This is a genomic window from Flavobacterium erigeronis (assembly GCF_054075165.1).
Map to the genome: position 1 here is coordinate 165180 of NZ_JBSKGP010000005.1, position 26594 is coordinate 191773.

Annotated in this window: 28 protein-coding genes and 1 tRNA gene; 18 read left to right on the forward strand and 11 right to left on the reverse strand. The window is 33.4% G+C overall.

The window, feature by feature from the left end; all coding sequences use genetic code 11:
* Nucleotides 1-143: 143 nt before the first annotated feature.
* The 3 genes from ACWA1F_RS11655 to ACWA1F_RS11665 all read right to left on the reverse strand — a co-directional run bounded on the left by ACWA1F_RS11655 (nt 144) and on the right by ACWA1F_RS11665 (nt 2497).
* Nucleotides 144-782, reverse strand: a complete 639-nt coding sequence (locus ACWA1F_RS11655) for a hypothetical protein (RefSeq protein ID WP_456893886.1) — start codon at nt 780-782, stop codon at nt 144-146.
* 283 nt (nt 783-1065) lie between these two features.
* Nucleotides 1066-1686 carry a ribosome biogenesis GTP-binding protein YihA/YsxC gene (yihA, locus tag ACWA1F_RS11660; protein WP_125723600.1) on the reverse strand — a complete coding sequence of 207 codons (621 nt, stop codon included), beginning with the start codon at nt 1684-1686 and terminating at the stop codon, nt 1066-1068.
* 46 nt (nt 1687-1732) lie between these two features.
* Complete coding sequence (locus ACWA1F_RS11665; protein ID WP_456893887.1) at nt 1733-2497, reverse strand: alpha/beta fold hydrolase; 765 nt, start codon at nt 2495-2497, stop codon at nt 1733-1735.
* A 377-nt stretch (nt 2498-2874) separates the two neighbouring features.
* Here ACWA1F_RS11665 and ACWA1F_RS11670 point away from each other — a divergent pair, with 377 nt between their 5' ends.
* The 18 genes from ACWA1F_RS11670 to ACWA1F_RS11755 all read left to right on the forward strand — a co-directional run bounded on the left by ACWA1F_RS11670 (nt 2875) and on the right by ACWA1F_RS11755 (nt 21623).
* Nucleotides 2875-3348 (forward strand): division/cell wall cluster transcriptional repressor MraZ, encoded by a 474-nt coding sequence (locus ACWA1F_RS11670; protein WP_035691746.1) that lies wholly within the window; start codon nt 2875-2877, stop codon nt 3346-3348.
* Complete coding sequence (rsmH, locus tag ACWA1F_RS11675) at nt 3323-4231, forward strand: 16S rRNA (cytosine(1402)-N(4))-methyltransferase RsmH (RefSeq protein ID WP_456893888.1); 909 nt, start codon at nt 3323-3325, stop codon at nt 4229-4231. The genes ACWA1F_RS11670 and rsmH overlap by 26 nt, the downstream gene beginning before the upstream one ends.
* Nucleotides 4232-4247: 16 nt before the next feature.
* The gene (locus tag ACWA1F_RS11680; RefSeq protein WP_306160865.1) at nt 4248-4595 is read left to right on the forward strand and encodes an FtsL-like putative cell division protein; all 348 of its coding nucleotides are present in this window, start codon (nt 4248-4250) and stop codon (nt 4593-4595) included.
* On the forward strand, nt 4586-6595 hold the full coding sequence (locus ACWA1F_RS11685; protein ID WP_456893889.1) for a penicillin-binding protein: 2010 nt from the start codon (nt 4586-4588) through the stop codon (nt 6593-6595). The genes ACWA1F_RS11680 and ACWA1F_RS11685 overlap by 10 nt, the downstream gene beginning before the upstream one ends.
* Entirely contained in the window at nt 6592-8055 is a 1464-nt protein-coding gene (locus tag ACWA1F_RS11690; protein WP_456893890.1) for a UDP-N-acetylmuramoyl-L-alanyl-D-glutamate--2,6-diaminopimelate ligase, read from the forward strand. The genes ACWA1F_RS11685 and ACWA1F_RS11690 overlap by 4 nt, the downstream gene beginning before the upstream one ends.
* A gap of 83 nt (nt 8056-8138) precedes the next feature.
* On the forward strand, nt 8139-9371 hold the full coding sequence (mraY, locus tag ACWA1F_RS11695; protein ID WP_306160859.1) for a phospho-N-acetylmuramoyl-pentapeptide-transferase: 1233 nt from the start codon (nt 8139-8141) through the stop codon (nt 9369-9371).
* A 44-nt stretch (nt 9372-9415) separates the two neighbouring features.
* Complete coding sequence (locus tag ACWA1F_RS11700; protein ID WP_456893891.1) at nt 9416-9772, forward strand: four helix bundle protein; 357 nt, start codon at nt 9416-9418, stop codon at nt 9770-9772.
* Between the two features lie 53 nt (nt 9773-9825).
* A complete protein-coding gene (gene murD / locus ACWA1F_RS11705) occupies nt 9826-11157 on the forward strand; it encodes a UDP-N-acetylmuramoyl-L-alanine--D-glutamate ligase (RefSeq protein WP_456893892.1) in 1332 nt (443 codons plus the stop codon).
* Nucleotides 11158-11248: 91 nt separating this feature from the next.
* Nucleotides 11249-11587, forward strand: coding sequence for a four helix bundle protein (locus ACWA1F_RS11710; protein ID WP_456894076.1), 339 nt, complete (start codon nt 11249-11251; stop codon nt 11585-11587).
* A 58-nt stretch (nt 11588-11645) separates the two neighbouring features.
* The gene (locus ACWA1F_RS11715) at nt 11646-12956 is read left to right on the forward strand and encodes an FtsW/RodA/SpoVE family cell cycle protein (RefSeq protein WP_456893893.1); all 1311 of its coding nucleotides are present in this window, start codon (nt 11646-11648) and stop codon (nt 12954-12956) included.
* Nucleotides 12957-13000: 44 nt separating this feature from the next.
* Entirely contained in the window at nt 13001-14086 is a 1086-nt protein-coding gene (gene murG / locus ACWA1F_RS11720; protein WP_456893894.1) for an undecaprenyldiphospho-muramoylpentapeptide beta-N-acetylglucosaminyltransferase, read from the forward strand.
* Between the two features lie 156 nt (nt 14087-14242).
* On the forward strand, nt 14243-15592 hold the full coding sequence (murC, locus tag ACWA1F_RS11725) for a UDP-N-acetylmuramate--L-alanine ligase (RefSeq protein ID WP_456893895.1): 1350 nt from the start codon (nt 14243-14245) through the stop codon (nt 15590-15592).
* Nucleotides 15579-16301: a cell division protein FtsQ/DivIB gene (locus tag ACWA1F_RS11730; RefSeq protein ID WP_306160847.1), complete on the forward strand. Its 723-nt coding sequence runs from the start codon at nt 15579-15581 to the stop codon at nt 16299-16301. Before murC ends, ACWA1F_RS11730 begins: the two co-directional genes overlap by 14 nt.
* 6 nt (nt 16302-16307) lie before the next feature.
* Complete coding sequence (ftsA, locus tag ACWA1F_RS11735; RefSeq protein ID WP_306160846.1) at nt 16308-17711, forward strand: cell division protein FtsA; 1404 nt, start codon at nt 16308-16310, stop codon at nt 17709-17711.
* A gap of 87 nt (nt 17712-17798) precedes the next feature.
* Nucleotides 17799-19781: a cell division protein FtsZ gene (gene ftsZ, locus ACWA1F_RS11740; RefSeq protein ID WP_456893896.1), complete on the forward strand. Its 1983-nt coding sequence runs from the start codon at nt 17799-17801 to the stop codon at nt 19779-19781.
* Nucleotides 19782-20008: 227 nt separating this feature from the next.
* The gene (locus ACWA1F_RS11745; RefSeq protein WP_306160842.1) at nt 20009-20458 is read left to right on the forward strand and encodes a GatB/YqeY domain-containing protein; all 450 of its coding nucleotides are present in this window, start codon (nt 20009-20011) and stop codon (nt 20456-20458) included.
* Nucleotides 20459-20572: 114 nt separating this feature from the next.
* Nucleotides 20573-20646 (forward strand) — tRNA-Arg (locus ACWA1F_RS11750).
* Between the two features lie 317 nt (nt 20647-20963).
* On the forward strand, nt 20964-21623 hold the full coding sequence (locus ACWA1F_RS11755) for a hypothetical protein (protein WP_456893897.1): 660 nt from the start codon (nt 20964-20966) through the stop codon (nt 21621-21623).
* Nucleotides 21624-21958: 335 nt separating this feature from the next.
* Here the strand turns inward: ACWA1F_RS11755 and ACWA1F_RS11760 are convergent, their stop codons facing one another.
* From ACWA1F_RS11760 to ACWA1F_RS11795, 8 genes are all read right to left on the reverse strand, one after another.
* Nucleotides 21959-22354, reverse strand: coding sequence for a hypothetical protein (locus tag ACWA1F_RS11760; protein WP_306160839.1), 396 nt, complete (start codon nt 22352-22354; stop codon nt 21959-21961).
* Nucleotides 22351-22911 (reverse strand): GNAT family N-acetyltransferase, encoded by a 561-nt coding sequence (locus tag ACWA1F_RS11765; protein ID WP_456893898.1) that lies wholly within the window; start codon nt 22909-22911, stop codon nt 22351-22353. The genes ACWA1F_RS11760 and ACWA1F_RS11765 overlap by 4 nt, the downstream gene beginning before the upstream one ends.
* 176 nt (nt 22912-23087) lie before the next feature.
* A complete protein-coding gene (locus ACWA1F_RS11770; RefSeq protein WP_456893899.1) occupies nt 23088-23681 on the reverse strand; it encodes a dihydrofolate reductase family protein in 594 nt (197 codons plus the stop codon).
* 63 nt (nt 23682-23744) lie between these two features.
* Nucleotides 23745-23924, reverse strand: a complete 180-nt coding sequence (locus ACWA1F_RS11775; protein ID WP_456893900.1) for a hypothetical protein — start codon at nt 23922-23924, stop codon at nt 23745-23747.
* A gap of 43 nt (nt 23925-23967) precedes the next feature.
* The gene (locus tag ACWA1F_RS11780; protein WP_456893901.1) at nt 23968-24828 is read right to left on the reverse strand and encodes a hypothetical protein; all 861 of its coding nucleotides are present in this window, start codon (nt 24826-24828) and stop codon (nt 23968-23970) included.
* Between the two features lie 117 nt (nt 24829-24945).
* Entirely contained in the window at nt 24946-25455 is a 510-nt protein-coding gene (locus tag ACWA1F_RS11785) for a hypothetical protein (protein WP_456893902.1), read from the reverse strand.
* A 109-nt stretch (nt 25456-25564) separates the two neighbouring features.
* Nucleotides 25565-26029, reverse strand: a complete 465-nt coding sequence (locus ACWA1F_RS11790) for an Mpo1 family 2-hydroxy fatty acid dioxygenase (RefSeq protein ID WP_456893903.1) — start codon at nt 26027-26029, stop codon at nt 25565-25567.
* 46 nt (nt 26030-26075) lie between these two features.
* Nucleotides 26076-26591, reverse strand: a complete 516-nt coding sequence (locus ACWA1F_RS11795) for a DUF2199 domain-containing protein (protein ID WP_456893904.1) — start codon at nt 26589-26591, stop codon at nt 26076-26078.
* Between the last annotated feature and the right edge of the window lie 3 nt (nt 26592-26594).

The window sequence follows — 26594 nt, forward strand, 5'->3', positions numbered from 1 at the left end:
TTGGTTTTTTAACTCTTTATTTTATATCCTATATCAGTTTTTGATATTTAGAGAATGGAAAATTTTAAATAAGAAGTTTCGATAAAATAAAAATTTCAAACTCCATTTGATATTGGAATTTAAATTTTGGAATTTGAATTATTTTAATTCACAGATCTTTTCTCTAGATCTTTAAGAATACGTTTCAAAGCACCAATCATTAAGGCATTCGAGTTTTTGTACAATGTTACATTATCTAAAAGTTTATCCGATTTTTCGGTTTCCCACATTGACTGTTTATTTGCTTTGTTGGTTATGCCGACAACATTTTGCGAATAAATGATCTGCTGTAAATTCAAATCATAAATCTCTAAAATGACCGAGGCTTCATTTTTTCCTGAAGAATAATCATCTTCATAAAGTTCGATAGAGCCTAAATCACTTTTGCTTTTGTGTGTTGAGATATTAATGAAAAAGTCAAAGCCAGTACCTTCTTTTAGTTCTTTTAATTTTATACTATTCGGATTTAAATTGATTTTTCTTGGAACAAGTAATCCATTAACATCCTGTATATAAAATACTCGATCTCCTAACTTTTTTCTAAAGAATTTTAAAGTCTCGTCGGTTAATTTTTGTTTGGAGTTTTTTGGGCAGTCTAATTCGTTTAAAAGCCATCTTCCAGAAGAGAAATCAACCCCGGTGCGCTGTCCGGTCATTAGCATATAATGGGAAGACTGACAAGAGAAGCAAAGGAACAGAAAGGAAATGTAAAGAATAAAACGAATGGATTTCAAATTAGTCATTGATTGTTTTTGGTTTGCGCCAAATATAACATAAAAATATATTCATTAGGATTTTTCTGTAAAATAAAAAATTCTAATCGGTATGATTGGAGTTTTTATATTGTAGAAAAAAGATTTACGGTTTTAATTCGACCCCATCGGGGTCGTACTGCATCAGGAAATATTTTTGCTATAAACATTTAAATCCTTCGGATTCTGATTTATCAATTGTTAAAGCATAAAAAATCCCAAACTCCATTTTTCAATTGGAATTTGGGATTTTCAATATTGTATATTTTAATTTTTAAAATTCAGAATTGTTTTTAAAAACTTCCTGATTCACTTCGTCGATATAAGAAAGCAATTCTTCTTTTCCAATTGATTCTGTAGATGAGGTTACAAAATACTGTGGCATTTCGGCCCAATTGTTGGCAAACATTTGTTTTTTGTAAGCCGCAATATGCGAATCTATTTTTCCTTTGCTGATTTTATCTGCTTTTGTGAAAATTATGCAGAACGGAATTTCGCTTTCGCCCATATAAGACATAAACTCAACGTCAATATTTTGAGCTTCGTGGCGAATATCAATTAAAACAAAAGCGCAAACCAATTGTTCTCTCGTTTCAAAATAATCAGTAATAAATTGCTGAAAAACAGATTTTGTTTTCTTTGAAACTTTAGCATAACCGTAACCAGGTAAATCGACCAAAAACCAGTTGTTGTTAATCTTAAAATGATTAATTAACTGTGTTTTTCCCGGTTTCCCAGAAGTTTTGGCTAAGTTTTTATTATTGGTAAGCATGTTAATCAACGATGACTTACCTACGTTTGATCTTCCAATAAAAGCATATTCTGGCAAAAAGTCTTTCGGACATTTTGATGCATCAGAATTGCTGACAATAAATTCGGCGGTATTAATTTTCATATTCCTTCGCGTTTTAAAACCTCCTAAAAAAATAATTTTCTGATGGCTATAATTTCTTTTCAGTAAGCCATTTTTCAAGAACTTCGTTAAATTCCTGAGGGTGTTCCATCATTGCTGCGTGTCCGCATTTGTCAATCCAATACAAATCAGAATTTGGCAGTAATTTGTGGAATTCTTCTGCTACATTTGGAGGTGTTACAGAGTCATTTTTACCCCAAATAATACAAGTTTCAACAGTCATTTTTGGCAAATCTTTAGCCATATTATGACGAATTGCGCTCTTTGCAATAGTTAGGGTTTTAATTAATTTGATGCGGTCGTTAGCAGTAGCGTATACTTCATCAATCAATTCTGGGGTTGCAATTTTTGGGTCATAAAATACATCTTCAGCTTTCTTTTTAATGTATTCATAATCGCCTCTTCTTGGGTAACTGTCTCCCATTGCGCTTTCGTAAAGACCAGAACTTCCAGTAATTACAAGGCCTGCAACTTTTTCAGGATACAGTTTTGTGTGATATAAAGCAATATGTCCTCCTAGAGAATTTCCTAGAAGAATAACTTTGTCAAACCCTTTAAAAGTGATAAAATCTTTTACGTATTTCGCAAAACTTTTTACGTTCGTTTTTAAAATGCTTTGGGTGTATATTGGCAAATCTGGGATAACAACTTTATATCCTTTTGTTGGGAAATATTGTGCTACACCATCAAAGTTACTTAGACCTCCCATTAAACCATGCAGAATAACGATCGGAGTTCCTTCTCCAGCTTCAAAATAGCTGTATTTGCCTTCTTTTTTATAGTGTTTGTCCATCTAATCTAATGCCAATTTCAATTTCGACAAATATAGGGTTAATTACACAAAAATGAATTTTTGACGCCATTTTTTAACTAGATAATTTGAGTAGAATATGTAAAACATTAAAAATCAGTAATTAAACGAGTTTTTGCTAAAATCTTCAAATGTTAAGAAAAGTGCATAATAATCAATTTTTTAAGAAAATTAGTCCATTATTTTTTCGAATGAATAACAGAATTAAAAATCTGTTAATTAATAGTTAAGGTATTGATTGAATGAGAATTATAGAAAGTGGTGGCAAAGTGGTTAAACTTATTAACAAAGTGGTATAAAGTGGTAAAATGTGGTAAAATTTTTTATATTTTTGCTGTATAACATGTTAACTAGTTTTTTTGAACACAATTGTTGGAACATATGAATGTAAAGTCGATGCTAAAGGAAGGCTAATGATGCCTGCACCTTTAAAAAAGCAATTGACTGCTTCTCTTCAAGACGGATTCGTTTTGAAGCGTTCTGTTTTTCAGCCGTGTTTAGAGTTGTATCCGATGGTAGAGTGGGATGCGATGATGAAAAAAATCAACAAGCTTAATCGCTTTGTAAAAAAGAACAACGATTTCATTAGAAGGTTTACTGCTGGTGTTAAAGTGGTTGAGGTTGATGCATTGGGGAGATTGCTTGTTCCAAAAGATTTGGTAACGTTTGCAAGTATTTCTAAAGATGTGGTTTTTTCATCTGCGGTTAATATTGTGGAGATTTGGGATAAAGATTTATACGAAAAATCAATAAGCGGCGAAGATATGGATTTTGCAGATTTAGCCGAAGAAGTAATGGGAAATATTAATGACGACGAAGATGGAATATCATAATCCGGTTTTGCTTCATCCAACAGTTGATGGTTTAGATATTAAACCAGACGGAGTGTATGTAGATGTTACGTTTGGAGGCGGTGGTCATTCAAAAGAGATTTTAAGAAGATTAGGGCCAAACGGAAGGCTGTTTGCATTTGACCAAGACGAAGATGCGCTTGCCAATGCATTGCCAGATGAAAGGTTTACCTTGATTAATGAAAACTTTAGATTCATAAAAAGGTTTCTACGTTTTCACGGAGTAAAACAAGTTGACGGAATTTTAGCCGACTTAGGAGTTTCATCACATCAGTTTGATGTTCCAGAAAGAGGTTTTTCAACAAGATTTGATGCCGAGTTAGATATGCGGATGAGTCAAAAAAATGATTTAAATGCTTATCGGGTGGTTAACGAATATGAAGAACAGGATTTGCGTCGTGTTTTTTTTGATTATGGGGAGTTGAAGAACGCACCAGTTTTGGCAAGAACAATTGTGGAAGCGAGAAAAGATTATCCGATCAAAACGACAGACGAATTAAAAGAGGTTCTGAAAAAGTATTTGCCAGAGAAAGTTCGAAACAAAATTCTGGCTCAGATTTATCAGGCAATCAGAATTGAGGTAAATCAGGAAATGGACGTTCTAAAAGAATTTATTGAGCAGTCATTGGAGATTTTAAAACCAGGCGGAAGATTTTCAGTAATCTCATATCATTCCTTAGAAGATCGATTGGTAAAAAGATTCATCAAAAATGGAATGTTTGAAGGAGAGCCAGAAAGAGATTTTTACGGAAACTTTTCAGTCCCGTTTAAAACTATCGGAAAACTGATTGTTCCAAACGACGAAGAAATTAAAATTAATAATAGAGCTAGAAGTGCTAAATTAAGAATTGCTGAAAAGATATAATATATATAGGTAGAAAATGAAAGGTGGAGTATTTAGCATATTAAAAGCAAGATTTCTGATTCATGAAGATGCAGTAAAAAACTGGAGATTCATCGTTTTTATAATTCTGCTTGCTATTTTGATGATTGCCAATACACAGCGATACGAACAAAAGGTTTTTGAAATTGCAAAATTAAATAATGAAGTAAAAGAATTGAGATCGGAATTTGTAGATCGACGTTCAGAATTGATGAAGTTGAAAATGGAGTCAACGATATCGGATAAAATGTTAGAAAAACAAATTTTTCCGTCGACAGTTCCTCCAGTAAAAATAGAAGTTAAAAAAGAAGAAGAAAAAAGTTTCTTTAAAAGAATATGGCAGTAGACGATAAACATATATCCTACAGAATTTACCTCGTAGCAGTTTTCATCTTTGTGATGGCAATTGCTATTGTCGTTAAATTAACCAATATTCAGTGGGTTGATGGAGATTATTACAGAAAACTGGCTAAACAGCGTACAGTTAGAAACTTTGTAATTCCGGCCAACAAAGGAAATATTTATTCTGCTGACGGAAGTTTATTGGCAACATCGATCCCGAATTATGAAATTCGTTTTGATGCAAAAGCGCCAAAAAAAGAAACGTTTGAGAAATATGTAAAACAATTGTCAGATTCTCTTGATACTGTTTTAGATAAACCAAGCGGTTATTTTCAGAAAGAATTGCGAAAAGCGCGTGAGAATAAAAATCGTTATTATTTGATTGCCCGTAATTTAAGTTATACCGAATATGTGAAAATTAAAGGTTTTCCATTATTCAATTTAGGCGCTTTCAAAGGCGGAATTATTGTAGAACAGGAAACGGTTAGAAAACATCCAATCGGGAAAATTGCAGAAAGAACAATTGGTTACGACCGTATTGATCCTGCAACTGGAATTGAAGTAGGAAAAGGAATTGAATGGGCTTTTAAAAGTTACTTGAACGGAAAAGACGGTAAAATTTTAAAACAAAAAATTGCAAAAGGCCAATGGAAACCTATTCGTGATGTTAACGAAGTAGATCCAATTGACGGTTACGATGTGATTTCCACTATAGATGTTTTCATTCAAGATATTGCGCATCATGCTTTATTGAAACAGTTGGAAGATTACGAAGCAGATCACGGTTGTGTGGTGGTAATGGAAACAGAAACGGGGCATGTAAAAGCAATTTCAAATTTAGGAAGAGCAGAAGATGGATCGTATTATGAAACTACTAATTACGCAATTGCTGAATCTCACGAACCGGGTTCGACTTTTAAATTAGTTGATTTAATGGCAATTTTAGAAGATAAAGTAGCCGATACAAGTACGGTTTATGATAGTCACAAAGGAGTGGTGAAATATTATGGGCGCTCTGTTCGTGATTCGCACAATGGCGGTTACGGTAAAGTGTCTTTGGCCCGTGGATTTGAGCTTTCATCAAACACAGTAATGGTGCAGGCAGTTTATGATAATTACAAAAGTAATCCGTCAAAATTTGTAAATCATATCAAAAGTTGGGGATTAGATAAGACATTAGGCTTGCATTTTAAAGGAGAGGGAAGACCTTATATTCCGCAGCCCGGAGATAAACATTGGTCAGGAACTACGCTTCCGTGGATGGCTTTCGGCTATAATGTTTCGATAACACCAATGCAAACACTTGCGTTTTACAATTCAGTTGCGAATAATGGTGTGATGGTAAAACCACAGTTTGTATCAGAAATTAAAGAATGGAATAAAACGATTAAAAAGTTTGATGTTGAAGTTCTTAATCCGAAGGTTTGTTCACCTGAAACGCTAAAAAAAATAAGAGCAGTTTTATTGAATGTGGTTAAAAAAGGTACAGGTTCTAAATTGTATTCGAAAGATTTTTCGATGGCAGGAAAAACGGGAACCGCTCAGATGAATTATGGAGGAAAAGAAGGAAAGTCAGCTTTGTATTATGCTTCCTCTTTTGTGGGATATTTTCCAGCAGATCATCCAAAATATTCTTGTATTGTAGTGGTTCATAAACCGAATACATCTAAGAATAATTATTACGGAGCAGACGTTGCAGGACCAGTTTTTAAAAGAATTGCGCAAAAGATTTTTACAGATGCACCTTCGACAAATAAAATAAAAAAATTAGATACTAGAATTCCTAAACAGGATGCTAGTTATGATAAATACACTGCAGAAGCAAATAAAAAAATCAATCAGATTCCGAATTTAAAAGGAATGCCTGGGATGGACGCAATTGCTTTACTCGAAAATTTAGGTTTGAAAGTAAAAGTAAATGGAATGGGGAAAGTCAAAAATCAATCGATTCAGGCCGGAACCAGTATTAGCAGAAACACAACAATTGTATTAGAATTATCGTGAAAGTATTAAAAGACATATTATATAAAGTAGCTATTGAGTCTGTGAAAGGTTCGACAGATGTTGCTATTCAGAAAATTGAATTTGATTCACGTAAAGTAGAAGCAAATGATGTTTTTGTAGCAATTCGCGGTTCGCTTTCAGATGGGCATGATTATATCGAAAAAGCAGTTCAGCTTGGAGCAAAAGCGATCATTTGTGATACGCTTCCGGCAAATACTGCAGCTGATGTAACTTATATTCAGGTAAAAGACACCAATACGGCTTTAGCTTTTATGGCAGCTAATTATTTTGAAGATCCGTCTTCAAAACTAAAATTAGTTGGTGTAACAGGAACAAATGGTAAAACTACAATTGCTTCCTTATTATTTCAGCTATTTCAAAAAGCAGGTTTTAAAGTTGGATTATTATCAACTGTAAAAATCGTAGTTGACGAAACAGAATATCCTGCAACGCATACAACGCCAGATTCTTTGACAATTAATCATTATTTAAATGAAATGGTCGAAGCTGGAGTTACACATTGTTTTATGGAAGTAAGTTCGCACGGAATTCATCAGAAACGTACAGAAGCTTTGCATTTTGTAGGCGGAATTTTTACCAATCTTTCTCACGATCATTTAGATTATCACCCAACATTTGCGGAATACAGAGATGTGAAAAAGTCATTTTTTGATTCACTTCCGAAATCAGCTTTTGTTTTAACAAATATTGACGATAAGAATGGAGCGGTTATGCTTCAAAATACAGTTGCCAAAAAACTGACTTATGCTTTAAAATCTTATGCAGATTATAGAGCGCAGATTTTAGAAAGCCAATTGTCTGGTTTATTGTTAAAAGTAAATGATAATGAAGTTTGGGTAAAGCTGATTGGTACTTTCAACGCATACAATGTTTTAGCGATTTATGGAACGGCAGTAGAGCTTGGAATTGATAGTCTTGAAGCGTTGCGTTTACTGTCTGATTTAGAAAGTGTTTCGGGGCGTTTCCAATATATTGTGTCCAACGAAAAGATTACGGCAGTTGTAGATTATGCGCACACGCCAGATGCATTGGAGAATGTTTTGAAAACAATAAATGACATTCGCACCAAAAATGAACAGTTAATTACTGTTGTGGGCTGCGGAGGGAATCGTGATAAAACAAAACGTCCGATCATGGCAAAGATTGCATCAGATTTAAGCGATAAAGCAGTGCTGACTTCTGATAATCCAAGAAATGAAGACCCGGAAGTGATTTTGGACGAAATGGAGCAAGGGGTTGAGCCTCAGAATTATAAAAAAATGCTGCGAATTACAGATAGAAAACAGGCAATTAAAACAGCTTGTCAATTGGCTCAGCCAAACGATATCATTCTAATTGCAGGAAAAGGACACGAAACGTATCAGGAAATAAATGGTGTTCGCCATCATTTTGATGATATGGAAACCGTAAAAGAGATTTTAGAGCAACTGAATAAATAATAAAAAGGAAATTCCAAAATTTAAAATTCGACTAGCATTGGAATTTGGGATTTAAAAATTGGAATTAAAAAAAACAGAAAAATATGCTGTACTACTTATTCGAATATTTTGATAAAACATTGGACATTCCTGGGACAGGAGTTTTCCAGTACATCACATTTAGGTCAGCTTTGGCATTTATGCTTTCGTTGCTTTTGTCTACAATTTATGGTAAAAGAGTAATTAACTTTTTACGCCGTCAGCAAGTTGGAGAAACAGTGCGTGAGCTTGGTCTTGCAGGTCAGAATGAGAAAGCGGGAACGCCAACAATGGGTGGGCTTATCATCATTTTTGCGACTCTTTTGCCTGTTTTATTATTTGCTAGACTGCACAACATCTACATTGTTTTGCTGATTGTAACGACCTTATGGATGGGAACAATTGGTTTTGTGGATGATTATATCAAAATATTTAAAAAAGATAAGCAAGGTTTAAAAGGAATTTTTAAAGTTATTGGTCAAGTTGGTCTTGGAATCATCGTTGGTGCAGTGCTTTATTTTAATCCTGCAGTTACAGTAAGAACTGATACTGGTCGTGCAGATATTTTTAAGACCGCTACAAATTCAACAGTGATTATGCCTGCAGGTGTTGAAGAAAAATCTACAGCAACAACAATTCCTTTCGTAAAAAACAACGAATTTGATTATGCTGAAGTATTGTCTTTTATGGGAGATGGATATGAGAAATGGGCGTGGTTAATATTTATTCCAGTTGTAATTTTCATTATTACAGCAGTGTCAAATGGAGCGAATCTAACAGACGGAATTGATGGTCTCGCGGCCGGAACCTCTGCGATATCCGTCCTCGCGCTCGGAATATTTACGTTCGTTTCTGGTAATATCATTTTTTCGAACTATCTGAATATTATGTATATCCCAAATTCGGGAGAAATGACGGTCTTTATTTCGGCATTTGTTGGAGCACTGATAGGATTTCTTTGGTACAACTCTTATCCCGCATCGGTATTTATGGGAGATACAGGAAGTTTGACTATTGGAGGAATCATTGCAGTTTTGGCAATTGCAGTTCGTAAAGAAATATTGATTGTTTTGTTCTGCGGAATTTTCTTAGCAGAAAGTGCTTCAGTAATTATTCAGGTAACTTATTTTAAATATACGAAGAAGCGTTTTGGCGAAGGCCGAAGGATTTTCCTGATGTCGCCTTTGCATCATCATTATCAGAAAAAGGGATATCACGAAAGTAAAATCGTAACCCGTTTCTGGATTGTTGCCGTAATGTTAGCGATTTTATCAATCATAACCTTAAAATTAAGATAGAGCTCAATTAAAAATTAGAAATTAAAAATTAAAAATTTTTAAGAATGAAGGAGAATGTTATTCAGGATAAATCATTTCAATTTGCAGTTAGAATTGTGAATTTATACAAATATTTATCTGAGAATAAAAAGGAGTTTGTGTTGAGTAAACAGGTTTTGAGATCTGGAACTTCAATTGGAGCAAATATCGAAGAATCAATTGGAGGGCGATCAGATAAAGAGTTCTTATTTAAGCTTGAGATTTCTTATAAAGAAGCAAGAGAAACTATTTATTGGTTGAAATTATTAAAAGCTACAGATTATATTTCTGTAAGTGAATTTGAAAGTATACATATTGAAGCAGAAGAAATCTGTAAAATATTGGCGAAAATTATAATAACCTTAAAAGGGAAAGTCAATTAAGGTCTAATGTTAGATTTTTAATTTTTAATTCTCAATTTTTAATTGTGTAAAGTATGAGGTTAGTAGTTTTAGGTGGAGGAGAAAGCGGTGTAGGAACCGCGATCCTCGGTAAGAAACAAGGATATGAAGTTTTTGTTTCTGATTTCGGAAAAATAAAAGAGAGTTACAAAGAAGTTCTTATCATTAATAAAATTGCTTGGGAAGAAGAACAGCATACAGAAGATTTGATTCTGAATGCAGATGTGGTAATGAAGAGCCCAGGAATTCCAGAAAAGTCTCCGATAGTAAAAAAGCTGATTGCGGTGGGAGTAAAAGTGATTTCGGAAATTGAATTTGCGATTCCTTATACAGATGCAATGACGATTGGGATTACGGGAAGCAATGGTAAAACTACCACGACAATGCTGACACATCATTTGCTAAAATATGCAGGGTTGAATGTTGGATTGGGAGGGAATATCGGAAAGAGCTTCGCCTGGCAGGTAGCAGAAAATAAGTACGATGCCTATGTTTTGGAATTGAGCAGTTTTCAGCTGGACGGAATAATAGATTACAGGCCAGATATTGCAATTATAACCAATATAAGTCCGGATCATTTAGATCGATATGAATATAAATATGAAAATTATATCAATTCGAAGTTCCGAATAACAATGAACCAGACTGAAAATGACTACCTCATTTATGATGCAGATGATGAAGCAAGTACAGAATGGTTAAAAAAGAACAAAACAAAAGCGAAATTAATTCCTTTTTCATTGACGAAAAAATTTGATGAAGGGGCTTCTATAAATAACAACAAAATGGAAATAAAGATCAACCAAGAAGAGTTTACAATGGATACAGAACACATTGCGTTAGAAGGAAAACATAATATGAAAAATGCAATGGCAGCAAGCTCTGTGGCGAAATTGATGCAAATTAGAAATGCAACAATCCGCGAAAGTTTATCTAATTTCCAAGGTGTTGAGCACCGTTTAGAAAAAGTATTAAAAATACAAAACGTTCAATATATCAACGATTCGAAGGCTACAAATGTTAACGCTACTTTCTTTGCTTTAGACAGTATGAATGTTCCAACCGTTTGGATTGTAGGAGGTGTAGACAAAGGAAATGATTACAACGAATTGATGTCATTAGTTCGCGAAAAAGTAAAAGCAATTATTTGTCTTGGTGTTGATAACCGTAAAATTATTGATGCTTTCGGAAACGTTGTTGATATTATGGTTGAAGTAAATAATATGAACGATGCAGTAAAAACTGCTCAAAGATTAACAGAAAAAGGTGATGCCGTTTTATTGTCTCCAGCTTGCGCAAGTTTCGATTTATTCGAAAACTACGAAGATCGTGGAAAGCAATTTAAACAAGCAGTGCATAATTTATAATTTTAGATTTCTGATTTTAGATTTTAGATTGATTGCTAGACTTTAAAATCACAAACAAGTTCTTTTGGGTATGACGACGAATGAAATGAAGATGAGAACTAAGAAGTTTTCTTTGATGATAATTGATTTAGCTGAAAAGCTGCCGAATACAAATGTAATCAGATCAATTACAAGTCAAATAGTAAGAAGCGGAAAATCAGTCAGAGCAAATTATCGGGCAGTATGTAGAGCGAGAAGTGATAAAGAATTTGTTGCTAAAATGAATATAGTTTTGGAAGAAGCTGACGAAACTTTATTCTGGATTGAAATTATAAAAGAAAAAATGTGGCTTGCCAAAGAAGAATTGGAAATCGCTTTGAAAGAAGCAAACGAATTAACAGCAATTTTTGTAAGCAGTCTAAAGACGGTAAACAACAGAATCAATAAATAAAAAAATCAAAACCGAAGGTTTAAAAATAATCTAAAATCTAAAATCAGAAATCTAAAATATGAAAGAACTAGTAAACAAATTAAAAGGAGATAGAGTAATATGGTCATTCGTGGCTTTATTGGCTTTGTTTTCGTTTATGCCTGTTTTTAGTGCGAGTAGTAATTTGGCTTATATCGGGCATGGTACGGGGAATACTTTAGGGTATTTGGTAAAACATTTGGCCCATATCTGTATTGGTTTTCTAATCATTTATTGGGTACATCGAGTGCCGTATCATTATTTTAGAGCGATTTCTAAAATTGCGCTTCCAGTGGTTTGGATTTTATTGGTCTATACACTTTTAAAAGGAACTGTAATTGCGGGAGCAAATGCGAGCCGTTGGATTCAGGTTCCTTTTATCGGAATCACATTCCAAACTTCGACATTGGCATCTATTGTTTTGTTTATTTATGTGGCACGTTATTTATCCAAAACTAAAGAAGAAAATGAGCCTTTTCAGACTTCATTAATTCAGCTTTGGGTTCCCGTATTTATAACATTGGCGTTGATATTGCCAGCAAACTTTTCGACCACAGCGTTGATTTTTTCAATGGTTTTAATGCTGACATTTATTGGAAAATATCCATTAAAATATCTTGCTTTTATTGTAGGTTCCGGAATTGCTATGTTAGCATTTTTCCTTTTGGTTGCAAAAGCTTTTCCAGATTCAAGATTTTTCAGCAGGGTTTCCACTTGGGAAAGTCGTATTATGAACTTTACGACAGATAAACCAGATGAAGACGATTATCAGATTGAAAAAGCAAAAATTGCCATTGCCTCAGGAAAATTAGGAGGATTGGGACCAGGAAAAAGTGTACAGAAGAATTTTTTACCGCAATCTTCTTCCGATTTTATTTATGCCATTATTGTAGAAGAATATGGTTTGGTTGGTGGTGTAGCGATAGTGGTTTTGTATTTGTTGCTTTTATTCCGATTTGTAGTTGCCTCTCATAAAGCACCTACTTTATTTGGGAAATTAGTCGTCGTCGGGGTCGGGTTTCCGATGATATTCCAAGCAATGATTAATATGGCGGTTGCAGTAGAGTTATTGCCCGTTACAGGACAAACACTTCCATTGATAAGTAGTGGAGGAAGTTCAATCTGGATGACTTGCCTTGGATTAGGAATCATAATTAGTGTGACTAAAAAAGAGGATGAAATCGCTGAGGAAAAATTAGAAAAAGAAAAACGTAAAGAAGCTTTACAGCGATTGATTGATAAAGAATTGGCAGAAGATGATGTGGTTCCTCAAGAAATATATGATGAAGAGCCAGCTTATTCGATAGAAGATAATTCAAGAAACCCAATGAATGCGGTTTTAAACAAATAATTAAAAAGAGAATAAATTTTAAAACGTTGTAATTTTTGAAAGAGATGACAAAGTATAAATTCATACTTAGCGGAGGAGGAACAGGGGGACATATCTATCCTGCGATTGCAATTGCAAACGAATTAAAATTACAATTTCCTGATGCGGAATTTCTTTTTGTGGGTGCCAGAGATAAAATGGAAATGCAGAAAGTGCCTCAGGCAGGTTATGAAATAAAAGGTCTTTGGATAGCAGGTTTACAACGAAAACTGACTTTACAGAATATGATGTTTCCTCTTAAACTGGCAAGCAGTTTATTGGAATCAAAAAGAATAATTAAAAAGTTTAAGCCAAATGTAGTAATCGGAACGGGAGGTTTTGCTAGCGGACCTTTGTTGCAAGCGGCTGGTTCTGCAGGAATTCCAACAGTGGTTCAAGAGCAGAATTCTTATCCAGGAATTACAAACAAATTGTTGAGCAAAAAAGCAAATGCAATTTGTGTGGCGTATCAAAATTTAGAGCGCTTTTTTCCAAAAGAGAAAATCGTTTTAACGGGAAATCCAGTGCGTCAGGATTTAATTGACATTGAAAGCAAACGTGAAGAAGCGATTGCATTCTACGGTTTAGATCCGAATAAAAAAACGTTATTGGTTCTTGGAGGAAGTTTGGGAGCGAGAAGAATTAATCAGTTAATCGAAAAAGAACTGCAAAATTTTCTTTCTCAAGACGTACAGGTAATCTGGCAATGTGGGAAACTATATTTTGAAGATTATAAAAAGCACAATCAGCCAAATGTAAAAGTGGTCGATTTTATTGAAAGAATGGATTTTGTTTACGCAGCGGCAGATGTCATAATTTCACGCGCAGGAGCTTCTTCAGTGTCAGAATTGTGCATTGTTGGAAAACCAGTGATTTTTATTCCGTCGCCTAATGTAGCTGAGGATCACCAGACTAAAAATGCGCAAGCAATTGTAGACGAAAAAGGTGCGATTTTGTTGAAAGAATCTGAGCTTGACAGTCAGTTTAGCATCGTTTTTGAAGCGCTGCTGAAAGATTCTGGAAAACAGAAACAATTAAGCGATAATATAAAAAAACTAGCTCGTCCAGATGCTACAAAGCAAATTGTAGAGCAGATAAAAAAGTTGTTATAATATAATTTTTAAGGAAAATTATACAACATCAAAAATAAATTTGAACGCTATTTTAGGCAATTTAGGTCTTTTGGTAGCGTAAAAACATAAAGGTTTAATAGCTAGTTTTTTACTAAAATAAAGAATTGGTAAAGATCTGAAAAACAACAATTAAAAATGAATTTAAATCAAATACAAAACGTTTATTTTATTGGTATCGGAGGAATCGGAATGAGTGCTCTGGCTCGTTATTTCAAGTTTATTGGAAAACAAGTTTCAGGCTACGATAAAACACCTTCGATGCTAACTAATGAATTGATTGAAAGCGGTATCGATATTCATTTTGAAGATAATATCAGTTTAATTCCAACTGATTATTATGTGGAGAATACACTGGTGATTTACACGCCAGCGGTTCCGAAAACACATTCAGAGTGGAATTATTTTATTGAAAGACATTATGAGGTTAAAAAACGTGCTGAAGTTCTTGGAATTATAAGTAAAGATACTTTCTGTTTTGCAGTTGCAGGAACACACGGAAAAACCACAACGTCAAGTATTTTGGGGCATATTCTGTTCCAAAGTGGTGCAGATGTTACGGCTTTTATTGGTGGAATTGTGGAAAATTATAATTCGAATTTAATTGGAAGCGGAAAAACGGTAACGGTTGTAGAAGCAGATGAATTTGACAGATCGTTTTTGCATTTGCGTCCAGATATTGCCTGTGTGACTTCTATGGATGCTGATCATTTGGATATCTACGGAACTAGCGATGCAATTCAAGATTCATTTAGAGAATTTGCTTCTAAAGTAGAAGATAAAAATAATCTCTTTATAACCAAAGAATTGCCTTTAGACGGTGTTCAATGTGCTATAAATGAAGATGCTGTATATAAGGCTTATAATGTTCGAATCGAAGATGGGGCTTATGTTTTTGATGTGCAGACGCCATCAGAAATTATAAAAGATCTGCGTTTTGGATTGCCTGGCAAACACAATTTAATGAATGGATTGATGGCTATTGCAATGGCTAAGACTTATGGCACCCCGACCGATTCTATTGCAAAAGCCATTGCTTCATTCAGCGGAATAAGAAGACGTTTTTCATATCAGATTAAGACTGAAAAATTAGTATATATTGATGATTATGCACATCATCCAACAGAAATAAATGCTGTTCATCAAGCAGTTAGAGAGTTATATCCAGGGCGTAAAGTTTTGGCGATTTTCCAACCGCATCTATTTAGCAGAACAAGAGATTTTGTTGACGGATTTGCTGAAAGCTTATCGCAGTTTGATGAAGTGTTTTTGATGGATATTTACCCTGCAAGAGAGCTTCCGATGGAAGGAGTGACTTCTGAGTGGCTTTTGGGTAAAATGACCAATACGAACAAAAAAATTGTTGCAAAAGAAGATTTATTAGGGGCAATTAAGGCCAGTGATGCACCTATTATTGTAACAATTGGAGCTGGTGATCTGGGAGAGATGGTTCCGTCAATTAAAAAGATTTTAAATGAAAGTATTTAATTGGGCAAATATTAGATTAGTACTTATTTTCGGACTGGTTTTGTTTCTATATTCTTTCGCTCAACATCGAAATGGAGATCGAAAACTGAAAAAATCTATGGTCGTTTTTGTAGGAGAAAATACGCTTTTTGTGAAGCCAGAAACGGTTAATAAATTGTTGATAGAAAATAAAAGAGACGCTTCCAGTATTAGAAAAGATGAACTAGATTTGAATAAGATAGAGAAAACCCTTGATACGCAAGACATGATTGAGAAGTCAAATGTTTTTGTAAGTATCGATGGAGTTCTAAAAGCAGTAGTAAAACAGAAGACGCCCATAGCAAGAGTTTATGACGGCGGCGCTTCTTTTTATATTGACTATGAGGGGGATAAAATGCCTTTATCAGACAATTTCACTGCACGAGTTCCTCTTGTTTCAGGGGCAATAAATGAAAAAAATAACGAAGATTTAGCAGCTTTATTTCGCACAATTTATGACGATGCGTTTTTGAAAAAAAACATCATTGCTATAGAGATTATGCCGAATGGAAGCTTAAAAATGTTTAATCGTAACTATGATTACTTCATAGATTTTGGAAGAACGATGAATGTTGATAAGAAATTTAGAAACTATAAAGCGTTTTTTCAAAAAGCAGTTTTAGATAGTTCGTTATACAAATACAAAAAAATTGACCTTAGGTTTACGGAACAAGTAGTTTGCACTAAATAATAGAAAATGGAAAAAGATAACATTGCAGTAGGTCTAGATATTGGAACAACCAAAATCGTTGCCATGATCGGCAAAAAAAATGAATATGGTAAGTTGGAGATTTTGGGCATTGGTAAATCCAAAAGTTTGGGTGTTGCCAGAGGAGTAGTAAACAACATTACGCAGACGATTCAGTCTATACAGCAGGCTATAATCGAAGCAGAAAATAATTCTGGATATAAAATTAAAGATGTGGTTGTGGGTATTGCCGGACAGCACATCAGAAGTATTCAGCATACAGATTACATCAGCAGAAATAATCCGGAAGAAGTAATTGGCGAAAAAGATATTCAGCTTTTAATCGATCAGGTTAATAAACTGGCCATGCTTCCAGGAGAAGAAATTATTCACGTTTTACCGCAAGAATTTAAAATCGACGGACAATCTGAAATTAAAGAACCAATTGGTATGTATGGTGGAAGATTGGAGTCTAGTTTTCACGTTGTGGTAGGGCAAGCGTCTTCAATCAGAAACGTGGGAAGATGTATTCAGAGTTCAGGAATTGAATTGTCTGGATTAACGTTAGAACCATTAGCTTCTGCAGATGCTGTTTTAAGTCAGGAAGAAAAAGAAGCTGGTGTTGCGCTTATCGATATTGGAGGCGGAACAACAGATTTGGCTATTTTCAAAGATGGTATTATTCGCCATACTGCTGTAATTCCGTTTGGAGGGAATGTAATTACAGATGATATTAAAGAAGGCTGTTCGATTATCGAAAAACAGGCTGAACTTTTAAAAGTAAAATTCGGATCGGCTTGGCCAGGAGAAAATAAAGATAACGAGATTGTTTCGATTCCAGGTTTAAGAGGAAGAGAACCGAAAGAAATTTCGCTTAAAAACTTATCTAAAATTATCCATGCGAGAGTAGTGGAAATTGTAGAACAGGTTTTTGCAGAAATCAAAGCATACGGACACGAAGATCCTCGTAAAAAACTAATCGCAGGAATTGTTTTAACAGGTGGTGGCGCACAGCTGCAGCACATAAAACAATTGGTAGAATATATTACAGGAATGGATACTAGAATTGGTTATCCGAACGAGCATTTGGCAGGTAACTCTAGTGAAGAAATCTCTAGTCCGTTATTTGCAACTGCAGTAGGATTAGTAATGAACAGTATCGAAAACAGTTCGCAAAGTGCTGTTAGAATGGAATTAGTTCAAGAACAGCCAAAAGTGGTTTATAGAACGGCTCCGCCAGTGCAGCGATACGAAGTTGAAGAAAACTACGTTGAGAAAGTAGAAACTATTGAAGATACTAGAGAAGCGGTAAGCCAAAAGGTATCTAACGAATCTACAGAAACAAAAATAAGAAGATCATTTTTTGATCGATATGTCGACAAAATCAAAGAATTTTTAGACAACGCAGAATAAATTAGAATAAAAAGAGAAGGATTACTTTCTGGCCCCAAGTCATGAAGTAAAAAATGTACTTAATAAGAATTTCAAAAAACCAAAAAGATGATGAGCAACTCAGAATTTGGAAGTATTTCATTTGATTTACCAAAAAATCAATCAAATGTAATCAAAGTAATAGGTGTAGGTGGAGGCGGAAGTAACGCAATTAACCACATGTTCAAACAAGGTATTAAAGGCGTAGATTTTATCGTTTGTAATACCGATTCGCAAGCGCTTCAAAATAGTTCAGTACCTAATAAGATTCAGTTAGGAGTTAATTTAACAGAAGGGTTAGGAGCGGGAGCAAACCCAGACGTTGGACAGCAGTCGGCTATCGAAAGTATTTCGGACATTGAAAAAATGTTGGATAGAAATACTAAGATGGTATTTATTACGGCTGGTATGGGTGGAGGAACTGGAACTGGTGCAGCTCCGGTAATTGCTCAATTGGCTAAAGAGAGAGAAATATTAACAGTTGGTATCGTGACTATTCCATTTCAATTTGAAGGGAAAGTGCGTCAGGAACAGGCAATTCTTGGAATCGAGAAATTGCGTAAGCAAGTCGATTCTTTAATTGTAATCAATAACAACAAATTAAGAGAAGTATACGGAAATCTTGGTTTTAAAGCAGGATTCTCTAAAGCGGATGAAGTTTTGGCAACAGCCTCTAGAGGTATTGCCGAAGTAATTACGCACCACTATACTCAAAATATCGATTTACGTGATGCAAAAACTGTTTTGTCAAACAGTGGAACTGCGATCATGGGATCTTCTGTAGCAGAAGGTGAAAACAGAGCAAAAGAAGCGATTGTTTCGGCTTTAGATTCTCCGTTGTTAAACGACAATAAAATTACGGGTGCCAAAAACGTATTGTTGCTTATCGTTTCTGGAGCTCACGAGATTACTCTTGACGAAATTGGAGAAATCAATGATCACATTCAAGCAGAAGCAGGTTACAATGCCAATATCATCATGGGAGTTGGTGAAGACGAAACTCTTGGTGAAGCTATTGCTGTAACTATTATTGCTACAGGTTTTGATGTAGAACAGCAAAACGAAATTGTAAATACAGAACCAAAGAAAATCATTCATACGTTAGAAGATGAACAAAGAAGTGTTCATAATTTAACAAACAGACCACTTACATCTTTTGATTTAACAACGGATACTCCTACTGCAAAAGTAGAAGATAAAGTTGTTTTCGAATTGGTAGATGAAGATGAAACATTTGCACCGACTCCAACTCCTGTACAGGCTGTTGCTCCAGCTATCAATCAGGAAGAGTTAGTGGTAATGTCTGAGTTTATCAAAAACTTAGATGTAACTTTCGAAATTGTTTCGCCAATTACAGATATCGATTTTACAATTTCAGCTCCTGAAACACCAATTCAGCAAATACAGCAGCCGCCAGTTCAGCAGCAAAGAGTTTTTGAAAGAGAAGAACAAACAACTTTCTCTTTTGATCTTCCTTTGTTCAAACAAGAGCCTGTAAAAAGAGAGCCAGTTGTTGAAGATAATAGAGTGTTGTTTGAATTGACCAATGAAACTCGCGAAATTAAAGTAAACGATCCAGTACAATTTGTACCAGTAACTGAAGTTTCAGACAACGGTATCATCAAATATTCTCTAGAGGAATATATGGAAGTTGAAAATGATTTATTGGCTTCTAAACCAGTTGAAAAAGTAGTTGAAGATACTATTCCAGAGGAATTAAACATCACATTGAAGCCAAGAGTTGATTTTGCTAGCCAGCCAGATTTCTCTACAACTTCTGAAGTTTCTCCTTTAGAATTGACTATCGAAGAAACATTGCGTTTAAGAGCTGAAGAAAGAAGAAAGAAACTAAAAGAATTTAACTACAAATTCCATAACAATGTTTCTAGAATTGATGAGTTGGAAAAAGAACCAGCTTACAAAAGATTGGGAATAGATTTGTCTAATTCGCAATCTAATAATACAAATTCTAGAATTTCTGTTGGAACAGACAGTAACAATGATTTACAATTGCGTTCAAACAATTCATTTTTGCACGACAACGTAGATTAATTTTAGAATCATAATATTGGGTAACCCGAAAATTGGATTTAATTTTCGGGTTATTTTTTTTATCTTCGCACAGAATTTCAAAATTTGACTTATTTACTAAACTTTTTAAGTTAATTCTTTTGTCAGTTCGAGCCCTTCGGCTTCGCTCAGGATGAACAAGTCGAGAACAAATTTCAAAATAACATATCAATTAATGGGCTTTGGCTTATTTTAAATAAAACATAAACATGAGTTTACAAACACAAATCATGGACGAAATTAAAAACGCCATGAAAGCAAAAGATACTGTAGCTTTAGAAGCATTAAGAGCTGTTAAATCAGAATTATTATTGGCTTCAACTGCTTCAGGATCTAAAGAAGATTTATCAGAGGAAGAAGAGATTAAATTACTTCAGAGATTGGTTAAAACTCGTAAAGAAAGCGCAAGAATCTTTACAGAGCAAAACCGTCCAGATTTAGCAGAACCAGAATTGGCTCAAGTTGCTGTAATCGAGAAGTTTTTACCAGCTCAATTAAGCGAAGAAGAAGTAGAAGCTGTAATTGCAAAAATTATTGCTGAAACAGGAGCTTCTGGAATTGCTTCAATGGGTAAAGTAATGGGATTAGCATCTGCTCAATTAGGTGGAACTGCTGAAGGGAAAACCATTTCGACAATCGTTAAAAAACTGTTGTCTTAAAAATTCCAATAAATAAATTCCAAATTCCAAATTTGGATCACTCAATATAAAACTCCAAATTCCAAGCTTAAAATTGGAATTTGGAATTTAAAAAATTGAAGATTTAAAAATCTTGACCTCGTAGTTCAACTGGATAGAATATCAGATTTCGGCTCTGAGGGTTGGGGGTTCGAACCCCTCCGGGGTCACTATAAAAATTAAAAGCCTGCAAAGTGTATATTTTGCAGGCTTTTTTTGATTCAAAAATTATTATCTAATTTTTACAACATCAGTGTTTACGGCAAATTTTGGTTCGAACTCCGTCAAGTCTCTAAAATTCTGGAGTAACTTTTTATTTGCATATTGAAAACAAAGTTATTAAGTTCACTTTATCATATTAGCTTTTACAAGATTGACTTGTCGTGTAAATTGACTTTATTTTTCAATAAAAATTAAATGTAAAAGAGTTTTCTAAAAAAAACTTGACAGATTGCTACAATTTATATATTTGAATTTCTAAAAAAAAATGACAGAGCAAAGTAAATATATAGAAATAGGAAGGGGTGCGGAACTCATACCAATGGAATATTGGCATCAATATGTACTTGGTATTGACCTGACGGAAGAATTAAATTTTCTGGTTGTCAGTGAAGTTGGTAAAAATGAAATTATATACCAGAAGCGAATTTCACTCTTCGAAATTCAGAATCCAGAATGGAGTAAACTTTTAGAAATTTCTAAAACCAAAGCTTTTATTGATAAACTAATTGAAATTAGCTCTGACAAAAAAATGGTGTTAAACGAATTGAATAAAATTTCAAAAAGTATTTACGATACTATGTTATTATTAAATGGAAATTGGATTTCAGAGAATAAATATAGTGGTTTAAACTACAATTCAAATTTTAGCAATTGGATTGACGCTATTGAAATAAAAGGTCATCTAAAATTTACTTTGGATTTGCAAATTGATAACAAAAGAAATTGTCATGTAGAAATCCCCGTAAATTACTTAAGTGGCGGTGATGGTTATTTTTCAATAAAAATGGGAAGGTTTGAATTATCAAAGAATCAAATTTTGATCTGGCAAAACGATACTTTTCCAAGTAATATTAAATACGAATTATCTGAAAATGAATTGATTTTAGACCTGTTCGAACATCAAATTAAGTTCATTAGAATATAACATCAAATTAGTTTAGAGCCGGCACATGAAAACAAAATCACTCAATATTAATGGCTATTAGATATTTTTAATGAATCTAAAAAGTATATGATATTAGTCAAACGTAGGCATACTTAACAGGGCTAGTTCAATGATGAAAATGTCTTGGTATAATGACATACAAGCCATGAACCTACTCACAGCACAACAGATAAATTAAAGATGAGTTTCATTCAAAATCTTTAAATCTTCCGCTAAATGGTTCGAATTCTGTACCGTCAAGGTCACTATAAATTTTAAAAGCCTGAGAATGTAGATTCTCAGGCTTTTTTTTAGCTGTTATGAGTAGGTAGTTTTTATTCTAGATTTTTCCAACCTGAAACATTTTTAGATCTTAATTGAAGTAAAGCATATAAAAGTATTACTCCTGCTAATCCAAAAAGAGATGTAATTATTTCTACACCAACATATAAATTAAGCAGAAAGGTTAAAATACTAATTGTGAAAGTTCCCCAAAAAGCCCATTTTTTCCATTTAAAAAGGAAAAATGTAAACAACAAATCTAGTATTGTAAAGATGACATAAAAATAATTTAATTTTTCGCTAAGATCGATTAAATCATTATTCGGGTTTGAATCTAAAATTGTTTTCAAAGTATAGAAATCGGCTATTAGAAATATTGAGAGTAAAATGGTAAGTATTATATTTCTTTTTTTAGAATTTTCTATATCGTTTTGATTTATAGTAATCATTTATTTCTGTTTTCTGTTTGATTATTTCTCAAAGTATAAGTTACCAGATTTTTTATATTCTCATGCTTATTATTATATTTTTTATGCTCCAATTCAAAGTTTAATTTTTTTAATATTGATACAGAATTAATATTGTCAGAAGACGGAAAAGCAGTTATTATTTTTGCTTTTATTTTTTCAAACGTATATTCTATAATTTTTTTGATTGCTTCGGTCATTATGCCTTTACCTTGAAATTCGCTCAACATTTCATATCCTATTTCTACAATTTCATTTTCAACATCAAAATTCCATAAACAAATGGAACCAATTAGATCGTTATTTCCTTTCTCTGTTATAACCCAATAAATGCATTCATTTTTCGCTACTAAATTTTGTATTTTAATGATGTATTCTTCTGCTTTTTTTAAGTTTGATGAATTCTCTCTTCCAACGAAAGCATTTACCATAACATCAGAATGTAATTTATGAATTAAAACAACATCAGTGTTTTCAATATTTCTTAGTAGCAATCTTTCAGTAATTAGTTTAGGAAAATCTTTAAAATTCAATTCCATTCTATAATTTTTTTGGATTATTTTTTATGATAAATTTTGGCTTTTGCCTTAGATTAATTGGTGTAAATCTTTGAGAGCATGAGAATAGTAACGTCAAATGTGGTATATCTGTCTGACGTCAAAGTTTTTATTTTCAAAATAGAATTTTATTTCATAAATCACCAAACAGACTTAAATTAAACAATAGTATTTCCAGTTTTGACTTCTCCATCTCGTTTGTAATTGGCTAAAATTACTCCGGTTGAAGTAATGGTACTATCTGTCAAAATAAAAGATGACGGATTTGCATTATCATCAAAAAGCTTTTTTCCTTTTCCTAGCAGTAAGGGATGAATTTTTAATCGAAGTTCGTCAACCAAATCATTTTTTAATAAAAGATGAATAAGTTGGCTGCTTCCCCAAACGTGAATGTCTTTGCCTTCAGAATTTTTAAGTTTCTTTATTTCATCAAGGCTTTCGATAAAAATAGAATTTTTCCAGTCTGATTTTTCTCGGGTTTTAGAAAGAACATATTTGTTTCCATCATTAATACTCGGCCAAAATTCGGCATGATCAGGCCAGTAATTTTCCCAAATTTCAAATGTTTTTCTTCCCAAAAGATAATCTGCGGGCTGCAATTCTTTTTGTACAGCTTTATCATAGATTTCATCACCATAAGGCACAGTCCATCCTCCAAATTTGAAACCTTGAGATTGGTCTTCTTCAGGTCCTCCAGGAGCTTGCATTACTCCATCTAATGACAACATCGATAAAACAATTATTTTTCTCATATCATAAAGGGTTTAGTAGTTGTTTTTATAATTCAATGTGACGAAATTCGAATCTTATTCGATCTACTTTTTAGAATTTTTAATGATGTAATAAACTGAAAACACAAACACCACAATATAGATAACTGCCAATGCAGGATTTTCAAATTTTAAACTTTTAAAATCAAATTGCTTAAATAAGACTACGCCCAAAATGATTGCGATAATCCAAAAAACAAATGTAATCGGTTTTTTATTTTCCATGATTTTAGTATTAATAGTTAATTAAAAATTTCGATTTAGTTATTTACACTTTATTCTGTTCTGCTCTTAAAACATCAATAATATTCTCGTTCTTAAAGTTTTCCATAAACAAATGAACCAAAGGAGCAGTAGCACTTTTGGGATGTTTTTTTAGAAAACGGTTAAACTCCTGAATGTTCTCTGGATAAATGTAGCTTTCTTCTGTTGCTCGTTCTCTAGTTGGCGTATTATCCTGACCTATTAGATAATCCATTTGATAATTTTTGTATTCTTCTTTTACAGATGGATTTAATTTCGAATTCGGATATTTAGCCATAAAATTTTCCCAAGAAATTATTCTGTCGCCCAAATCTTTAAAAGATATAGCAAGTCCCGCATCTGCTGAATAGAGTGTTTTGTTTTCTTCACTCTTTAATTGCAAATAGTCCTTATAATCGTCTGTCACATAATCTTTAAAAATCTTGTAATAGAAATCGGGTAGGGGCTCAATTTCAACATATCCTTCTCCAATTTCCCAATAACGCAATTGATGTTTAGAAAGGTTTTCGCCTAGAAGTTGTACTGCTTTTTTGTCGGCTTCGTCTTCATTATAGAATTTTTCTAATATTCCAATTTCTTTTCCAGCGATTTGCTGTAATAAATTGCCGTTTTCTTCAAAATATTTTTCATATAACGCGTTTGCAGCTTCTTTATTAGGCAATGATTTTAATTGAAGCACAACTTCATTTTTCCTTTTAGTAAATAATTGAAGCAAGTCAGAGTCTGATGATGCTGTTTGTACAGAATTTTGAATTTTAGTACTGTCTTTCTTTACTTCTGTTTTGTCGGCAATACTTTTATTCTCCGTTTGTTTGCAAGAAGAAAGTAAAATTAGAGCCGTAATTGTAATAATGGATTTTCTCATTTATAGATTAAATTTATAAGCTGCTTCAAAATGTTTTTTAAAATAATAAAGGACAAAAAAGATAAAAATCTTCATTTGTCCTTATATTTTATACTACTGACTTTAAAGAAAAGAAAGTTAAAACGAAGTTCGTTTAAATTCTTTCATTCCTTCAAATTCTTTATATTCTTGATATAGATCAATTCCAAGAATGCTCCATCTTTTAGTTCCTCCAACATGATACTGAAAAACACCTTTCTTTTCTGTTTTATTGATATCGATGTATAATGTAGACCATTCTGTTCCACTTAGAAAACCAGTTCTTCTAATTAATGCTGAACGTACATTTTCGCCATCAGTAATTGCATTCAATTTAAATTTGCTGCACACATCATCTTCAAGAATAATGTCTGAAATAAACGTGTCACGATTTAAAGACTGCGTTTTTGTCTCTCTGTTTTCAAATTCAAATTTTTTATCTTTTTCTTCATTCTTCGGTCTCGTAACAAAAGATAAAGCAAAAAAAGAAAAAAGAATTGCAACAGGTAAGCCTACTTTTTGACGAATCTCTGCTGCTTTTTTTGCAGAAAAAACAAAGAGCCCTAAAAACAATGTAACGTTTAGTATTCCCCAGATTAACTGTATCATAAATTTAGTTTTGGTAAATCAAAAATACATTTTTATTTTAAAAAATAAGAGAATCCTTATTTTAATTGTTCGTCAAGACTGGACAAAATTTTTTTTGGAGTGAAACCATTTATTTCTTCGAAAACAAATTCTCAACAACCCAAGCTGGGCCAATCAATAAAAACTGAAGATCTTTTAAGAATGAAGGTTTTTTTCCTTCAATATTATGGCCGTAAAATTGTCCGATCCAAGCCAATGCAAAAATGCCAAGCGAGAAAATCCATAACGGAACAAATTGCGAGATGTAATAATTGACAATTAAACAGAGAATAGAAAAAATAGCAATTTTAATAGCCATCGAAATAGATAATCGAATGTAGAAAATAAGAACAAAAAGCAAAACTAAAAAAGCCCAGTTTTCTATTATAGGAGCGTTTAATTGAAGTGTGTTAGAAATTATCGCACTCGGAATACTCATAAGTAAACCAACGATCGAAAAGTAAATTGCAGGTACACAAATATAATGTATCGCTTTGTTTTTGGGGTTCTGATGACTTACGGCATATTCTGCAAACCATTGGTCTAATGTTCTCATTTTTTGTGGTTTTAAGGTTAGTTGCGTAAATCTAATGAAATTTCTTTTAGGTTTTACCGTGCTGTATTTTCATTATTTCATCAACAATAGCAATGGCTTTTTCGAGTGTAATTCCGTTTTCCTGATCTATCGTTAGCGGGTGATTTTCTTCAATCATTTTTATTTCAGGAATTAAGTCTAAACCTTGTTCAATTGCCATTGATTTTAAAGATAAAGTTTCGCCATAAGTGGGAACATTGGTCTGCATCCAGCCAAAATAAGGTTCCTGATTTACTCGGTTTGGATCTTCCCATAAATCCATTCGCAGACAGAAATTATCTTCGCTTATGGTAGTCCATACATTAAAAACCAAATCTTCGTGGTAATCTATAATCGGAATCGTTAATCTGCCACGATGAAAAAAATGTTCTTCATCGACATAACACCAACTTCCACCGTATTCAATTCTCTGTTCTCTTTCTTCTGGGGGAATGGTAAAATAATAAGCAGGAAATTCATTGCCAAAACACAATGGCATCTGGTCAAAAACTTCTCCACAGCAAGAACATTTGTAAGTATACATTAT

What these genes read in the sequence shown, in the direction of transcription:
- ACWA1F_RS11655 (WP_456893886.1), bottom strand. Translation starts at nt 782, where the DNA reads ATGACTAATTTGAAATCCATTCGTTTTATTCTTTACATTTCCTTTCTG.
- ACWA1F_RS11700 (WP_456893891.1), top strand. Translation starts at nt 9,416, where the DNA reads ATGAAGGAGAATGTTATTCAGGATAAATCATTTCAATTTGCAGTTAGA.
- ftsA (WP_306160846.1), top strand. Translation starts at nt 16,308, where the DNA reads ATGGAAAAAGATAACATTGCAGTAGGTCTAGATATTGGAACAACCAAA.
- ACWA1F_RS11710 (WP_456894076.1), top strand. Translation starts at nt 11,249, where the DNA reads ATGAGAACTAAGAAGTTTTCTTTGATGATAATTGATTTAGCTGAAAAG.
- ACWA1F_RS11715 (WP_456893893.1), top strand. Translation starts at nt 11,646, where the DNA reads ATGAAAGAACTAGTAAACAAATTAAAAGGAGATAGAGTAATATGGTCA.
- ACWA1F_RS11765 (WP_456893898.1), bottom strand. Translation starts at nt 22,911, where the DNA reads ATGGAATTGAATTTTAAAGATTTTCCTAAACTAATTACTGAAAGATTG.
- ACWA1F_RS11775 (WP_456893900.1), bottom strand. Translation starts at nt 23,924, where the DNA reads ATGGAAAATAAAAAACCGATTACATTTGTTTTTTGGATTATCGCAATC.
- ACWA1F_RS11685 (WP_456893889.1), top strand. Translation starts at nt 4,586, where the DNA reads ATGGCAGTAGACGATAAACATATATCCTACAGAATTTACCTCGTAGCA.
- ACWA1F_RS11665 (WP_456893887.1), bottom strand. Translation starts at nt 2,497, where the DNA reads ATGGACAAACACTATAAAAAAGAAGGCAAATACAGCTATTTTGAAGCT.
- yihA (WP_125723600.1), bottom strand. Translation starts at nt 1,686, where the DNA reads ATGAAAATTAATACCGCCGAATTTATTGTCAGCAATTCTGATGCATCA.
- ACWA1F_RS11770 (WP_456893899.1), bottom strand. Translation starts at nt 23,681, where the DNA reads ATGAGAAAAATAATTGTTTTATCGATGTTGTCATTAGATGGAGTAATG.
- ACWA1F_RS11760 (WP_306160839.1), bottom strand. Translation starts at nt 22,354, where the DNA reads ATGATTACTATAAATCAAAACGATATAGAAAATTCTAAAAAAAGAAAT.
- ACWA1F_RS11745 (WP_306160842.1), top strand. Translation starts at nt 20,009, where the DNA reads ATGAGTTTACAAACACAAATCATGGACGAAATTAAAAACGCCATGAAA.
- murG (WP_456893894.1), top strand. Translation starts at nt 13,001, where the DNA reads ATGACAAAGTATAAATTCATACTTAGCGGAGGAGGAACAGGGGGACAT.
- rsmH (WP_456893888.1), top strand. Translation starts at nt 3,323, where the DNA reads ATGACGACGAAGATGGAATATCATAATCCGGTTTTGCTTCATCCAACA.
- ACWA1F_RS11795 (WP_456893904.1), bottom strand. Translation starts at nt 26,591, where the DNA reads ATGTATACTTACAAATGTTCTTGCTGTGGAGAAGTTTTTGACCAGATG.
- ACWA1F_RS11785 (WP_456893902.1), bottom strand. Translation starts at nt 25,455, where the DNA reads ATGATACAGTTAATCTGGGGAATACTAAACGTTACATTGTTTTTAGGG.
- murD (WP_456893892.1), top strand. Translation starts at nt 9,826, where the DNA reads ATGAGGTTAGTAGTTTTAGGTGGAGGAGAAAGCGGTGTAGGAACCGCG.
- ACWA1F_RS11730 (WP_306160847.1), top strand. Translation starts at nt 15,579, where the DNA reads ATGAAAGTATTTAATTGGGCAAATATTAGATTAGTACTTATTTTCGGA.
- ftsZ (WP_456893896.1), top strand. Translation starts at nt 17,799, where the DNA reads ATGATGAGCAACTCAGAATTTGGAAGTATTTCATTTGATTTACCAAAA.
- ACWA1F_RS11680 (WP_306160865.1), top strand. Translation starts at nt 4,248, where the DNA reads ATGAAAGGTGGAGTATTTAGCATATTAAAAGCAAGATTTCTGATTCAT.
- ACWA1F_RS11790 (WP_456893903.1), bottom strand. Translation starts at nt 26,029, where the DNA reads ATGAGAACATTAGACCAATGGTTTGCAGAATATGCCGTAAGTCATCAG.
- ACWA1F_RS11755 (WP_456893897.1), top strand. Translation starts at nt 20,964, where the DNA reads ATGACAGAGCAAAGTAAATATATAGAAATAGGAAGGGGTGCGGAACTC.
- ACWA1F_RS11780 (WP_456893901.1), bottom strand. Translation starts at nt 24,828, where the DNA reads ATGAGAAAATCCATTATTACAATTACGGCTCTAATTTTACTTTCTTCT.
- murC (WP_456893895.1), top strand. Translation starts at nt 14,243, where the DNA reads ATGAATTTAAATCAAATACAAAACGTTTATTTTATTGGTATCGGAGGA.
- mraY (WP_306160859.1), top strand. Translation starts at nt 8,139, where the DNA reads ATGCTGTACTACTTATTCGAATATTTTGATAAAACATTGGACATTCCT.